The organism is Photobacterium ganghwense, from assembly GCF_017329545.1.
In the GTDB taxonomy this organism is placed as follows: Bacteria; Pseudomonadota; Gammaproteobacteria; order Enterobacterales; family Vibrionaceae; genus Photobacterium; species Photobacterium ganghwense.
Genome location: NZ_CP071326.1, coordinates 1,525,228 through 1,539,996, shown reverse-complemented (window position 1 = coordinate 1,539,996; position 14,769 = coordinate 1,525,228). Strand labels below are relative to the sequence as shown.

Here is a 14,769-nt window from a genome sequence, read left to right as displayed (position 1 = left end):
CCAAGAGCTTTAACCGAGCGTGATTTTTCAAAAGCGATTAACCACTAGCGATTAACCACTAGCGATTAACCACAATCGATTTATTCGTCGCGACTAACTAATAACAACCCCAATACTGAGCAATACCATCACCATAGCGGTCAGCATACCAATCAGTGGGCCAATAAAGCGTAGCCAGGAAGAGTAAGCCACCCGCCCGATTGCCAGGCCACCCATCACGACGCCGGAGGTTGGTGTCACCAGATTCGGTAATCCGGAAGCAGACTGATAAGCCGTTACTACCAGTTCACGCCCGACCCCGACAAAATCGGCCAGTGGGGCCAGTACCGGCATCGACAGTACCGCCAGGCCGGAGGATGATGGCACCACCAGACAAAGCACCGCTTCCACCCAGTAAATCGCATTGATGAACGCAATATCATTCAGCCCGCCCAACAGACCTTCGGCATAGTGCAAAATGGTATGGGTGATATTCCCGTTATCCATGACGACCACCAGCCCCCGGGCAATTGCGATGATCAATGCCACACCCAGCAGATCCCTTGCGCCGTTGACGAAACTGTCCGTGATTTCTACTTCCGACATCCGGCCGACAAAGCCGACTACGATACTCGCGCCGATAAACAGCGCCGACAGTTCGGCCATCCACCAACCGGCAACTGAGACACCCCACATCATGACGGCGAACGTCAGGCCGAAAATTGCCAGAATCGCTTTGCGGGTTGTCGTCAGCTCTGGTGTTTGTTGCTGCTTACTGTGCAGGAAGTAACTGAGGTTGTCTTCGCGCTGGTGGGCGACAATAGACTGTGCAGGATCTTGTTTGACTTTTTCGGCATAGCGCATGACATAAATCACACAGACCAGCCAGCCAAGCACGAGGATAAGCGCACGCAGGGCAAAGCCATCCATAAAATTGATTTCAGCGGCATTAGAAGCGATCACCGTCGCAAATGGGTTGATTGTTGAGCCCAGGCAGCCGATACCGGCCCCCACCATGATGATTGCGACCCCGACAATACTGTCGTACCCGGCTGCAATCATGACCGGGATCAGAAGGGCATAAAAAGGAATGGTTTCTTCTGCCATGCCATATACGGTGCCGCCGAGCGCAAACAGCCCCATCAGAATCGGAATCATCCATTTTTCCCGCCCGGCCAGTCGTTTCATGGTGCCTGAGATACCGGCATCAATGGCGCCAGTTTTGGTAACCACCGCTAGAAAGCCGCCGATCACCAGCACAAACAGGGCGACGTCGACGGCCCGTGCCGCATAGCTGCTCGGGTCATAGAAACCCTGAATCGGAGCCATCAGTACTTCGACCATGCCTTGCGGATTCGCATCGACGATCTGGTACGTACCAACCTGCGGCACCATGCGCCCGAGCGTTTCGTTTTTCTCCATCTGATACTGTCCGGCCGGAATGACCCAGGTCAGCACCGCCATCAGGACGGTCAGTATCATCAGAATGGTGTAGGCAGAGGGAAATTTGAGTTTTGTCATAAGGGTGTCCTCTTATCTTTCAATGGGGCCGTAGCCCCATCACGCGGGCGTTGTTCGCCTCTTGTTGTGCAATCTTATCCGTCGCATGTTGTTGATGCGTTTACGCGACGAAATCCATGATTTCCTGTGCAGACAGGTTATCCAGTCCCATTTTTTTCAGCGTTCTGCCTGTCTCGAAATAGTTGGTTTCGTTATAGGCGTTGTCGATGTGCAGGCATGAGGTCACCATGGGGGTATCGATCCCTACCAACTGTCCCAGCTCATAACACGGCACCAGCAAATAAGCCGCATCTTCCGTGATATAGCGGTTGCTAGCGGAATTCGGCGCGCTGTTGAGTTTACCGTGGGTCTCTGACGTGCGGTTCACTTCGTACACACTTTCACACGCCATGTTGTACAGGGCGTTCATGGCATCCAGTTCCGGTTGCAACGTCAGGCCAAGTGCTTTGCCCACGGCCTGCCGTTCAGCTTCCATCACTACCGCCGCTTTTGCCGTCGAGACGGAGCAGCAGTCCTTATAGTAATTGAACTGGCCGTCAAAGTTCTCCAGCAATCCCATGTTGAGGGTGGTCAACAGGGGGTGGCCGCCAAAGTTAATGTTTTCTAACCCGGCTTCTATCACGTTCCCCAAGGGTTTCAAAGGCAGAGGCATAACAGGTTGCAGCTTGGTTATCGCCGCTTCGGTTTGTGTGGCAGGAAAAGCCGCCACAGGCAGAAATTCTTTCATTCCGAGAATCGCGATGTCAGCAGGGCCGACAATTCGGGTTGCCCACGGAATTGAAATGGCATCGACAAACGTGATGTTGAGGCTGCCGTAGCCTTGCTCCTGCTTAATGCGGTTCAGGACCAGTGAGCCATAGTTGCCCGGCATCAGCATGATAATCTGGCCATCCCTGAGGTGTGGCAGCATCTCAGTGAACAGGGGCTCCTGGGCAAAGGAAGGGACGGGTAAAATCAGCAAATCGCTGAAGGCGATAGTTTCGGCCAGATCGCGGCTGATGGTGTGGATCGGCTGAAAGCCAGCATAGGTCAGGGGCACATCGTTGTAGCGGGACAGCGCACGGATGCCGCCCCGCTGTTCGATGTCCCGTAGCGGCTGATCAAAGCCCGGCGCACCATACAGGCACACATTCGCACCCTGCAGAGAGAAGTGATACGCCGCAGTCAGACCGGCATTACCTGAGCCGATGACGGAGACACGAGGGTTCATAGGTTCATCCTTTTTGTTATCTGGTTTATCCGTGTTCCAGACTAGGGAAGAACCGTATTCAGCCGCCAATGAGCAAGGTGGCGACCACTATGCAAAAAAGTAATACTCTGTGTGTGATATGTTATTAACTGTTTGATTTGTTGGTAATTGCTTTGAGTTAGGCCGCTATCACCAACAGGCGTGTTAGTGTGAAGTGAAGCGGCCAAGGTCTGTTTAAGACCTAGCCGGGGTGGTATTCATTCAGATCACGCATTGGACCAATTTTCAGGCGAATGTCCATTTGATCAGCCTGCAGCATGAACTGCTCAACAAACTGCTCCGCATGGCGATGGATAGGCTTGAGCGCCGGGTAAAGAATATCGAACTCAAACGGCAGGCTGAAAGCCAGCGGCCGCATCACAACTTGCGGATGCTCATCTTCCATGTAGGCCGTAAAGGGGTCAGTGATGGCAATTCCTACGCCTTCACGAACCAGTGCCGCCGCCGTGCTGGCCAGCGAGACTTCGATTTGTTCTCTGGTCGTCAAATCGTACCGGCGGAGCAGGGCGTCGATCCGACGCTGGGTAACATCTTTTTCATGGCGGATAAGAATGTGCCCGGCCAGGTCGGTAATGTCGACCACCGGAAGCAAGGCCAGCGGTGAATCGGCAGGTAGCAGGCAAACACATTCACTTTCCACTCTCTGCGCTTTCACACCGGCAAGAGATTCATCCACAAATGCAAAGCCGATATCGGTCGTCTGGCTTTGTATCCGGCGAATGACTTCCTCTGAGCGGTAAGTTTTAAAGCCAACTTTTAATTGCGGTGCATTGGTCAGGAGTTTCGCCAGAATACGGGGCAGAAACGCGTTTGACAGCAGCGGCATGGCTGCAATATTCAGGCTGCCGAAATGGTGGGAGCGGATGGAATTTGCGGCATGGTCCAGCCCGGATACGGCGTCGAAAACTTTGGCAACTTCCAGGTAAAACGCTTCCCCTTCATCACTGAGTTCAAGCCGGTTACCTTTGCGGATAAACAGCTTGAACCCCAGCCTTTCTTCCAGGGCGGCTAACAATCTGCTGACGGCGGGCTGACTAAGATTAAGACGCGTTGCGGCGGCGGTTACGGTCTGGCATTCCACGACGGCTTTAAACGCATTGAGCTGAGCTAACTTCATACTTTGCCACAAAAGCGGCCGAGCTTTGGCCGCAACACAATAAAGGGTCAGTTATAAGCAGTAACACCGTAAGGGGCAATGGTTTTGAGTGATTGCCTCCCCAATTTGCCTGTGTCATCAACCTCTGAATCGGACAAACTGGGCTGACCCGCACGTATACGCTTGATTTGTGATGTACTCATGATCTTCAGTGAATCCTCTGTACCCACTGATCATTACCGCCTTAAGTATTGACATCACTATCGTCATTAGGCTAATTTGCCGCCAATTGTTTTTAAACAGCTCTCTACCATGTTGTACATTCTTTTTAAGAACTTCCTTAGAAGACGTCGCTCCGCGCAGATACACGATGAAGTGTTGCTCGGAGCTTGATAAACCTGAATCTTCATCAGATGTCATGTGCGTATTGGGCGCAGGTGTTATAGCACCTGTCGGTTACCTGTAGGACAACATCTGATTTCAGTAAGAGAAACAGGTAGAGAGAGTCGGCCGGTGATGCTTCATCACCGGCTTTTTTGTATCTGAAATTCGTCAGTGAGCGATTCAGGTACAAGGTTTAATCGAAAGAGTAACCTCGGGGCCGGTGCATTCCATGCATCCGGCCCCTTTTTTATGGTTTAAAAACATGAGCTTATTAACTATTAAATATCTGACTTATCAGGTGGCAGACAAACTGTTGTATCAGCAGGCAAATTTCTCGCTTCATCCTGGTGAGCACCTTGGTGTAACCGGAAACAATGGGGTAGGAAAAAGTACCTTGCTGAAATTGCTGCAGGCGGAGTATTTGCCGGATCAGGGCGACATTAGCTGGCAACCCGGCGTGATCGTCGGGTATCTCGATCAGCATGCGCAGGTTGATCTGACCCTGTCGATTCACGCTTATCTGGCTTCGGCATTTGTAACGTTATTTGAGGCTGAAAAGGCGCTGATGGCCTTATATGCCGATATGGCGACGGATGCTTCGGCATCTTTGCTGAACCGCGCGGCGCAGTTGCAGTCTTTGCTGGAGAAAGAGCATTTCTACAGTCTGGATCACCGCATTGAACAAGTGGCAAATGGGCTCGGGATCGACTGCTTCGGTCTGAGTACACTTATGGGAAATTTGAGCGGTGGCCAGCGCCATAAGGTGATGCTGGCGAAACTCTTGCTGCAACAACCGGATGTGTTGCTGCTGGATGAACCAACCAATTACCTCGATACCGATCACGTCACCTGGCTGGGTGAGTTTCTGAGTCAGTATCGGGGAGCTTTCATGGTGGTGTCGCACGATACGGCGTTTCTCGACAAGATTGCAAATGGCATCTGCGACATCGACTTCAGGCAAATCCGCAAATACAAGGGGCATTATGCCAAGGCGATGGCGCAGAAAGCACATGAGCTGAGCAATCAGGCCAAACAGTTTGATGCGCAGCAACGAGAGATCCAAAAACTGGAGCAGTATATTGCCAAAAATGGTGCCGGGGTGAATGCCAAAATGGCTAACGGACGTAAGAAGCAACTGGCGAAAATTGAGCGTCTGGACAGGCCGGAGCACAAACTGACGCCGGTGCTGAACTTTGCCTCTGCGCCGCTCAATGCCCAGCAAGCTATTGTGGCTCGCAACCTGCACATTGGATATCAGCATCCGTTGTTACCCGCTATTAATCTGCATGTTCAGCGTGGTGAGAAGATTGCGATCACCGGCTTCAATGGCCTGGGAAAATCGACATTATTGAAAACCCTGATTGGGGAAGTGACACCGCTGGCGGGACAGGTAGAAACCGCCAAAGGGATCCAGTGGGGCTATTTTGCCCAGGATTTGCACTGGCGTTATCCCGAGAGCACACCGCTGCAGGTTGTACGGGCGGCATGTTCGGCACTGAATGATAAAACGGCGCGTCAGAAACTGGCGCAGTTCGGGATTTCTGGCCGCAAAGCACAGCAAGCGCTGGCAACGCTGAGCGGCGGGGAGCAGACCAAAGTCAAACTGTGTTGCCTGGCCGTGACCAACACCAATGTGCTGATTCTTGATGAGCCGACCACACATTTGGATGTGGATGTGAAATCGGCGCTGAAAGAGGCACTGATCCGTTATCAAGGCACTGTGGTTATTGTCTCCCACGAGTCTGAGTTTGTCAGCGGCTGGCCGGACAGGGTGCTGGATATTTCGCGGCTGGGGCATAAGCACCAGATCAGTGAGCATCAGGAGACCACTCATGGTTAATCGTCACCACAACCCAAAAATAATGCCTTTTGTATTGTTTATGGTGGCGTTTCTGGTGGGGGCCGACGAGTTGCTGCTGGGGCCGATTCTGGCACCTGTCGGGGACGACCTCGGCGTGGCACCGGAGCGGATCACCTTGTTCATTACGGCTTACAGCCTGGCCATTGTTTTTGCGGCACCGTTCTTTGGTCGATTGTCAGACAAGATTGGCCGCATACAGGTAATCCTGCCGGCTTGTGCTTTGTTTGGCCTGTCGTCGGTGGCGACCGGATTGACGGATCACTTTGGTCTGGCGCTGGCGACACGGGTGATGACCGGATTAGCCAGTGCAGGCATGCTGCCGATTGCGTTCGCATTGGCCGGGGATCAGCCGGGATCAAAATCAATGAAACAGATCGTGCTGGTACAGGCGGGGCTGACGCTGGGAATGATCACTAGTCCGGGGATCGGCGCATTGCTGACAGCGTTTCATTCCTGGCGATTTGCGTTCATTGCGCTGGGCTGTGCGGCGTGGTTGGTCACGCTGTTACTGTTGTTGGTCAGTCGGAAAGCAACACCGCCCGCATCGGCGTTATCTGCAACGGCTTCTGAGCCTGATTTGTTAGTGCCGGATTCGCCAGTATCTGATCCGTTAATACCCGAGCCGTTAATACACGATCTGTTAGTACCCGATCTGTTAGTGCCTAGGCAAGCCAGCTTCCGCCCTCTGTTGATTCCAGGAGCACTGGGTGCATTGCTGGCCATGGGGTTTGGCCTTGGCGGCGGCATCGGGATCTTTAATCTGGCAGGGCAACACTTGCGGGATACAGAAGGGCTGACTGTCGGATGGACAGGCATGATGTACGCGGGACTTGGGGTCGTCAGTGTGCTGGGGAACATGGGCACATCTCATGCGATGAAGCGGTTAGGGAGCGGTCGTGCTGTGATGCGGAGTGCGCTGATGGTGTGCATGTTCAGCAGTGTTTGCCTGTTTAGTCCGCTCGGGGAACTCAGTAGTGAGCAACAGACGAGTTGGTGGGCTATTACCTTGTTGCTGGTGGCGTGGTCACTGGCTGGAGGCGTTGGCTCTCCGGCCCTGCAAAATCATATTTCGCAGCTTTCAGAATGCCACCGAGGTGCACTGATGGCATTGGGCATGAGTATGATGCACCTTGGCGTTGCCGTGTGGTCGGGCACTGCCGGTTTTGCTTACACGCAAGGGGCCGGATGGGTCGCCGCTTTGTCTGCGGTGCTGTTTTCTGTCGCCATTATTGTATTGAAACCGGCAGAGCGGCCAATGGAGACCTCGGCCACCGAATAAACGACAGCAGAGCGAACCCATAACCCGATAACGTCCAAGGCGGCTTTCTGCAAAGACAGCCGCCTTTTTATTAGGTGCAGGTTTGCCATATGTGCTGAATCGGATTCTTCGCTTAGCTGAAGAGTGTGATCTTTTGTCCTCTGAATTGTAACCATCACAAGAAATGGCAGGCCATTTCTTGTAGCGACTCGAAGGCTGTATAAAAAACAAATTGCGTATGCTTGTCGAAGTTGATGTATGTCTATGGAGTCATATTCTTATTTCACTGTGTGAAATAAATAAGGAAAAAAGATGAACTGGACTGCTTCTGCTATCGCGCTCACCGTTGGGGCTGCGTTGTGCTCTTCCCATGCTTTTGCTTTGACTCAACAGCAAATCAATCAGTTAGGTGACACCGTTGATCTTTCGTATCACGTTCTGGATAACACGCAAGATGAATGGCGTACATTCCGCGGTAAAATCACGCTGAATAATACCGGACAAACCGAACTGCCGGCCTCTGGCTGGTCTATCTGGTTTAGTCATATCCGCCAAATCCCGACTGTGTACAGTGACCAGTTCACTATCAGTCATATTAACGGCGATATCTTCAAACTGTCGCCTACATCAGCATTTAAAGGATTGGCAGTCGGACAATCACTGGATATCGTTTTTGATGGCTCAGACTGGGCAGTAGCAAAAACGGATGTCATGCCAAACTGGTATTTTGCCTCTGAGCATCAGGGGGGACAGGTGACGGCACTGATTAAAAGCACCAGTAACTCGGTAGCCGGTTCGGTACCGGTGAAACCGGATGAAGAATTACCGTTTGTGGCGGATTTTACCAGTGCCAAGCAATGGAAACGTTACGACTCCGCGAGTCTGACTGACCACTATGATCCTTTTACCCCAGCACAACGTTTCGAACGCAACGCAGAACTCACGGCGCTGGTTAACCCGGTAGGCATTGTGCCCGCACCGAACGAGCTGGTGTTGGGAGAAGGACAGGTCAGCCTGGATGACAGCTGGAGCGTTGTTTATGACGCGGGTTATGAAGTGGAAGCGGAATACCTTGCCAAACAATTGGGTCTCAACGCAGTGCCCTGGTCACCACAAACAGCCAAGACCATTAAAGTCGGCTGGGGGCAGGTGTTGCAAGACCATAAACTTCGCTGGCGTGAAGCATATCAGTTGAATGTCAATGCGGCACAAAATCACATTCAGATCCATGCTGTCGATGCCGCCGGTGCCTTTTATGCCGCTCAATCACTGTTGCAGTTGGTTGATAACCGGATCGTTCCGGCCGTGAAAATCAGCGATGCCCCGCGTTTTGATTACCGAGGCTTCTCGATTGATACCTCGCGTAACTTCCGCAGTAAAGACAATATCCTGAGCCTGCTGGATCAAATGGCTCGGTTTAAGCTGAACACGCTTCATTTACGATTGGCCGATGACGAAGGCTGGCGAATTGAGATTGCGGCACTGCCGGAGTTAACGGACATTGGCGCAAAACGCTGTCACGACCCGGATGAGCGTACCTGCCTGATGCCATTCCTTGGCGCAGGGCCGGAAGGCACCCCAGAATCAGACGGTTTCTACACCGCAGCGGACTATCGTGAGATTCTCGCCTACGCCAAAGCGCGCAATATTACCGTGATTCCGGAAATTGATATGCCGGGCCACGCCCACGCCGCAATCAAAGCGATGGAAGCTCGTTATCATCGCCTGATGGCAGAAAATAAACACGCTGAAGCGGCTGAGTTCCTGCTGAGTGATCCGCAGGATACCACGCAGTATTTGTCTGTTCAGATGTTCACCGATAACGCCATCAACGTGTGTCTGGAATCCAGCTTTAACTTTGCCGATGTGGTCGTTAAAGAACTGGTTGCGTTGCATGACGGTATCCAGCCGTTAAAAACGTTCCATTTTGGTGGCGATGAGATTGCCGGAGCATGGAAAAATTCCCCGGCCTGTGCAGATTTCTTTGCCAGCAATGACAAAGGAATCACCAACGCTGATCAGTTAAGCCAGTATTTTGTTGAGCGTATCTCTGCGATTACCGCCGGATACGGCCTCAACTTAGGTGGGTGGGAAGATGGCCTGATGCATGGCGAAGTGTATCCACGCAGCGCGATGGTAAATGCGGAAGTGACCGGAAATGCCTGGCAGAATATCTGGGAATGGGGTGTGGCCGATCGCGCTTACAAGCTGGCGAATAACGGCTTTAACGTAATACTCAACCACGCCACTCACCTGTACTTTGACCATCCATATGAGCCGGATCCGGCGGAACGTGGTTATTACTGGGCACCACGTTTTATCGACACTCGTAAGACATTCGGTTATATGCCTGATGACGTGTATGGCAATGCTGATTTCACCCGCGCTGGTGTCGCGATCAGTAAAGCAGAAGTGCTGGCATCGGCCTCGGATGATGCGAAAAAGCTGGTTCATCCGGAAAATGTCGTAGGAATCCAAAGCTCACTGTGGGCTGAAACCGTGCGCACAGAATCTCAGTATGAAGGTATGGTCTTCCCGCGCCTAATTGCGATGGCCGAGCGTGCCTGGCACGAAGCCGGTTGGGAAGCGGATGATCGTGCAGGCAAGGCGGCAGATGTAACTTATCGTGACCAGGACTATAACCGCTTTGCGAACCTGCTGGGCCAACGTCTGTTCCCGATGCTTGAGCAAGACGGTATTGCTTTTAACCTGCCGGTGCCGGGAGCGAAGTTAGAGCAGGGCGTGCTATTGGCCAACTCCCCATTCCCAGGGCTGGCGATCCAGTACTCCACGGATCAGGGAGCAAGCTGGCAAGCCTACAGCAGCCAGAATCCACCGTCAGTCACTGGCCGTGTATGGCTTCGCACTGTATCTGGTGAACGCAGCAGCCGCATTGCGAAACTGCACTGAGGTTCGTTTGATTAGTTGAAACGAAATAGCCCGGACATATGTTCGGGCTTTTTACTATGGAAATACTGACTGCTTATCACTCATAGTTAAAAATCAACAGATACTCCTGCAGATAAATAAGAATATGGATGTCCAAAGAATGAGGCCGTTTGTTGGTTATAAGTTCCAGGATAAATACCGAGAGTATAATTAGAGGCCGCGTGCCAACTAGCAAAGATTGATGTGTTGTTTGTTAAACTATACATCAGTCTTGCATCAACGGTGGCGTTAAATTTCTCCTTGTAGCCTTGCTCATAATTTGATTCAGTTACGTAATATCCGCTTAAGGCAGTAATCCCTTTCAATTTTTCATTAAATGACAAAAGATAGATAAGCTTTACATCAAAAATATGCTCATACCACTTATCATTTTGCGGGGACTTTCTTTTCAAAGTACTTATATGATCTCGAATAGCAGATCCATTTACTTCCATATCAAGAAAATTTTCATCTTTGATATGGAACAGTCGAGAGTCAACCTCTGGTGTAATTTCAGACAATCGGTATCCAATAGAAAAATGTAATGGCTTGTGTGGTGTAAGCTTTGTTAAATAGTGAAATGAAGTGCCTATCTCTTTGTTTTCTATTTCGAGTAAAGGCAATGGTTTCAGAGTTGTCGGATCGTATAACACAATATCCTCACCAAAAATTACATTTCCAATTTGGTACTTATGAAATTTTTTATTTGGGAACTTACTGTGATAAAATCCAAATTCAAAGCCGTTAGAGTTATCTTCATCCATAAGTTGTAGTTTTATGGCAAGTCCATATTGATCAACTTCTAAGCTTTTAGGCTCAACCGTTCTATCAACTGATAACGTTCGGTAGAATATGCTACCCCGAGAAATTATTGTATAATCACTTAATTTATAATTAGTATTATAATTAAAACCTAAATTCACAGAAAGCTCATTATCAAATTTAGTTGTGCTTGATACTTTTTCTGAATAATTAAAAGCATCAAATTTCTCAGTTGAATATGAAGTGTTTACCCAAAACTCATTGATTTTTGATGCATCAATAGGTAAATCAAGTATAGAGGGGTAGGCACCCCTCGATACTAGAAGCAAAATGAAAATAGCAAACCGCATAACTGGCTATTTCCTATAGTGTAGAGTTTTGGTTAGTGTTGCTGATGCACCACCAACAACATCTTTAACAGTTATTCTTAATGAATAAGTTCCTTCGGCGATATTTTGCATGTCAATGTTCGTATCAAAGCTCTTACCAGTAGTGTCTAACACATTAATACTTCCTAGTGTGACAGTGATTCTAACTGGATTATTGGTTGTGCCTATGTTCCCGAGAACACGAAGTGTATTGCCTTTAACGTCGCTGTTTGATGGAGACAATAGATCAATAGATATTGGCACATTTAGTTTTGAGTGGATCTCTCTTTTCTCCCCTCTGTTAGACTCAGCAAGAATTGTATAGAAGTGGGAACCAGGCAGCAGATTGTTTAATGGCCAAGTATATGCGTTCTTGTCTTTACAATTATTAGGGTAAACTTTGCAGTAGTTTTGTGAACGATACCATGTTGAGTTAGGTGCAGTGAGTCGAATTGGAGCCATGTCGTCCATTTGCAACTCTAGGTAACTGATCCCTGTATCATCAGAAGCCGATACTTGGATTTCATAATCTCCGATATCCGGCGTAGTTGTGCTACTAGATCCAGTATGGATATGTTGGCTGATTTTTGGGCTAACAATCTGAGCTGGGTTGTTACTTGAAAAGCTGGATTCAACATCAATATAAGATGATTGTTGCAGCATGGCCCGAACTATTACTGAATGGATTCCATCGGCCATTCGTGTTGTGTCTATCCGACAAGATGGCTCTGTCCCAGTGCATTTATGTGATAAGTCAACATACCATGTGATGTTTGATATTAATGTGGATGGATCACTAATCGTTGCATTCAGTAATCCCACAACAGGGGATGACTGGTCGTAAACTACAGTTGGATGATAGTCAGCATTTGCAACTACAACTCCTGGTTTAAGCAGCGCGTCGCCATCAGGTAGCATTGCAAACACTCGGTAGTAGGTGCGTTCACTGACATTTCGTTTCCATGACAATGGTAACCCGCTTTCTGGTGAGTAAGCTAAAAGTTCAGCTGTTTCCCAGCAGTCACAGCTTTCCCTATACTTTTCAACTTTAAATCCTATTTCGTTCTGCCATTTGTCTAGCCAGGTTAATTCCAGCAAAGATGTCTTAGTGTTATAAATTGCTTTAAGTGATGCAGTTTCTGTTGCGGTGTCATCAGTAATGTTTAGTCTAACCTTAGAAACATTTGAATCGAGGAAACTGTCATTAACTTTATAACTAAAGGCATCATCAACCAAAAGGTCAGGGCTTAATGGAGCATAAACTACCATTCCTTCATTGGGATCGGTTAATGTTGCAGTTCCAGTAATAGCTGGATTAACTTTTGAAAATACGAGAGGGCCGGTACCGCCATATCCAGTTAATTTCACTGACTGTTGAATTAGCTGCCCCTGCCTTACCAATAGAGTTTTATTGACATTTTGAGTTAATGGCACTGGCTTATCAGTGACATTAAAACCACCACTAAAAGAGGTGAAGTTTTCACCATAGGAGTCTACTGCTGGGAAGTTTGAAAAGTTCACTTTGTATGAGTAATAACCATTCCTCATACCTGTATTGCTCAAAGCTACACCTAATTGCTCATCATCGAAAAGCGAAGCAACATTAAATAACAGTGAATTATTTGCATCTACACTGAATATTGATGAATCGTTTTCAAGCTTCAGTCTTACGGCTAACTCTCCGTCTTTTGTGTAGTAGGTGGCTGTAGCGGTACCATTTTGGGTTGGATTGATTTCTAAGGTTGTACCATCAGAAATCCAATCGTACACATAAGAGAATGTTACTTGACGTTCACCGATTGAACGAACCACATCAGAGCCATCAACCAATGTCACTTCGATTGTCGTTGTTCCTTTTGCTTTTGGTAATTGAGCAACATTTAAGCTTACTGAAGGAGCAATGGCGCCATCTTCCTTATCCGCTAATGCCTTGAGGTTGAGTGCACTAATCGCAGCTGGTGAAGCAAGGTCAGCAACAATATTGGCTTCAATATTTTTTCCGCTAATAGAAAAAGTGCGGGAGGTAATACCGTCTGGGTAATCTATAAATTGAATATTATTTGTATTGATAAGAAAATGGCCTTTAGGAGGGGCTATATCTGAAATGTTAAATCGAATTTCACCTTCCGTAGACTGATTTTTACCATCATCAGCAACATAGTAGAAGGTATCAACCCCAGAATAATCATTGTTAGGTTGGTAAGTGAATTCACCAGTGAGTGAGTTGAATGTAATAATCTGTCCATTGGTAGGGTTTTGAGTTACTGCATAGGTTATACGATCATTTTCAATATCTGAGGCAGAAAGTACACTGGTTAATGAAGTATTGATGGCAGTATTATGTATAGTTAATGCAGGAACAGTTGGTGGAACGTTCTCTCCTGGTGATTGGTTATAACAGGTATAATGCTGGGTTATCACTTCATCATTGTCCAGTACACCATTGCGATTGTTATCCGAACCAACTAATACTACACTACCGCCAAAATCACAGCTTTCGCCGGGACCTTCGCCACGGATACGTACTAAGAAAATGTAGTCATCATTTCCATTGTGGCCACTGCTGTTACACATAAATGATGTTTCTATAATCTCACTTTCTGAGAGTTTGCTATCGCCATTAACATCCATTCCAATTGTAAACTCACTGCCACCGTTAGCGCAGTGAGCACCAGAAGGAATTGATTTAATATCAATTAATGACGCATTTCCAATGCTTCCATTACAGATGGTTTGGTAACCAGTAATTTCATTTGGTTCAAGAGAGCCATTGCCATTTAAGTCTGTTCCCATTACTATTTCTAGTCCGCCACTGGTACATTGCTCAGAAGCAGGGATAATTGATGACTTAACTAGAGTTCGGCTTCCTAATTTAGTTTCTGGATCATCACTGTTTCCGCCACCACAACCAAATAGCGTAAAAGCAGTCAAAACTGCCATACTTCCTAATATGCGCATTTTTTTCCTCAAAATTTAGATAAAATACTTTTTAAGTCCACGTAAATTTCTTAACTTAAAAAAGCATTACTTAGTAAATTAATAATAACCACCGTTTACTGCATTGAAATTTATTCATCGATGGCTAGGTTATATTTTGTTATGTGCATGTGTCAAAGAGCTATGGATAAAAAAGTGTACGTCTCTCACATATATGAATCACTTTAACGATAAAATGATAGGTGCAATATATGACTGAATAATTACGAGTTTCCTATAATCATAACAATATCTTTAATGATGATTTTAGTTATAATTAAAATTGTAATTTAAGGTGATATTGGGATTTATTATTATTTTTAGTATTATTGTTTTTAATGTTTTGGTGTGTATGAAATTAAATTGAAAAAATCAAATAAATTTAAT

The 14,769-nt window shown here is 47.8% G+C and carries 8 protein-coding genes; 3 read left to right on the top strand and 5 right to left on the bottom strand.

Annotation, left to right across the window (positions count from 1 at the left end):
* Nucleotides 1-93: 93 nt before the first annotated feature.
* The 3 genes from FH974_RS23120 to FH974_RS23110 all read right to left on the bottom strand — a co-directional run bounded on the left by FH974_RS23120 (nucleotide 94) and on the right by FH974_RS23110 (nucleotide 3,866).
* The gene (locus tag FH974_RS23120; protein ID WP_207103799.1) at nucleotides 94-1,500 is read right to left on the bottom strand and encodes a YfcC family protein; all 1,407 of its coding nucleotides are present in this window, start codon (nucleotides 1,498-1,500) and stop codon (nucleotides 94-96) included.
* Between the two features lie 100 nt (nucleotides 1,501-1,600).
* Nucleotides 1,601-2,710 (bottom strand): NAD/NADP-dependent octopine/nopaline dehydrogenase family protein, encoded by a 1,110-nt coding sequence (locus tag FH974_RS23115; protein ID WP_207103798.1) that lies wholly within the window; start codon nucleotides 2,708-2,710, stop codon nucleotides 1,601-1,603.
* A gap of 220 nt (nucleotides 2,711-2,930) precedes the next feature.
* Nucleotides 2,931-3,866, bottom strand: coding sequence for a LysR family transcriptional regulator (locus FH974_RS23110; RefSeq protein WP_207103797.1), 936 nt, complete (start codon nucleotides 3,864-3,866; stop codon nucleotides 2,931-2,933).
* A 625-nt stretch (nucleotides 3,867-4,491) separates the two neighbouring features.
* On the opposite strand from FH974_RS23110, the gene FH974_RS23105 reads away from it, so the two are divergent.
* From FH974_RS23105 to FH974_RS23095, 3 genes are all read left to right on the top strand, one after another.
* Entirely contained in the window at nucleotides 4,492-6,069 is a 1,578-nt protein-coding gene (locus FH974_RS23105; protein WP_207103796.1) for an ABC-F family ATP-binding cassette domain-containing protein, read from the top strand.
* Nucleotides 6,062-7,369, top strand: coding sequence for an MFS transporter (locus tag FH974_RS23100; RefSeq protein ID WP_047886144.1), 1,308 nt, complete (start codon nucleotides 6,062-6,064; stop codon nucleotides 7,367-7,369). The genes FH974_RS23105 and FH974_RS23100 overlap by 8 nt, the downstream gene beginning before the upstream one ends.
* A gap of 291 nt (nucleotides 7,370-7,660) precedes the next feature.
* Entirely contained in the window at nucleotides 7,661-10,258 is a 2,598-nt protein-coding gene (locus tag FH974_RS23095; protein WP_207103795.1) for a family 20 glycosylhydrolase, read from the top strand.
* A gap of 86 nt (nucleotides 10,259-10,344) precedes the next feature.
* Here the strand turns inward: FH974_RS23095 and FH974_RS23090 are convergent, their stop codons facing one another.
* Entirely contained in the window at nucleotides 10,345-11,388 is a 1,044-nt protein-coding gene (locus FH974_RS23090; protein WP_047886142.1) for a hypothetical protein, read from the bottom strand.
* A 6-nt stretch (nucleotides 11,389-11,394) separates the two neighbouring features.
* A complete protein-coding gene (locus FH974_RS23085) occupies nucleotides 11,395-14,364 on the bottom strand; it encodes an Ig-like domain-containing protein (RefSeq protein ID WP_207103794.1) in 2,970 nt (989 codons plus the stop codon).
* Nucleotides 14,365-14,769 lie beyond the last annotated feature (405 nt).

Bases quoted from the DNA above. Each gene is read 5' to 3' on its own strand.
- FH974_RS23090 (WP_047886142.1), bottom strand. From the start codon at position 11,388: ATGCGGTTTGCTATTTTCATTTTGCTTCTAGTATCGAGGGGTGCCTAC.
- FH974_RS23085 (WP_207103794.1), bottom strand. From the start codon at position 14,364: ATGCGCATATTAGGAAGTATGGCAGTTTTGACTGCTTTTACGCTATTT.
- FH974_RS23110 (WP_207103797.1), bottom strand. From the start codon at position 3,866: ATGAAGTTAGCTCAGCTCAATGCGTTTAAAGCCGTCGTGGAATGCCAG.
- FH974_RS23115 (WP_207103798.1), bottom strand. From the start codon at position 2,710: ATGAACCCTCGTGTCTCCGTCATCGGCTCAGGTAATGCCGGTCTGACT.
- FH974_RS23105 (WP_207103796.1), top strand. From the start codon at position 4,492: ATGAGCTTATTAACTATTAAATATCTGACTTATCAGGTGGCAGACAAA.
- FH974_RS23095 (WP_207103795.1), top strand. From the start codon at position 7,661: ATGAACTGGACTGCTTCTGCTATCGCGCTCACCGTTGGGGCTGCGTTG.
- FH974_RS23120 (WP_207103799.1), bottom strand. From the start codon at position 1,500: ATGACAAAACTCAAATTTCCCTCTGCCTACACCATTCTGATGATACTG.
- FH974_RS23100 (WP_047886144.1), top strand. From the start codon at position 6,062: ATGGTTAATCGTCACCACAACCCAAAAATAATGCCTTTTGTATTGTTT.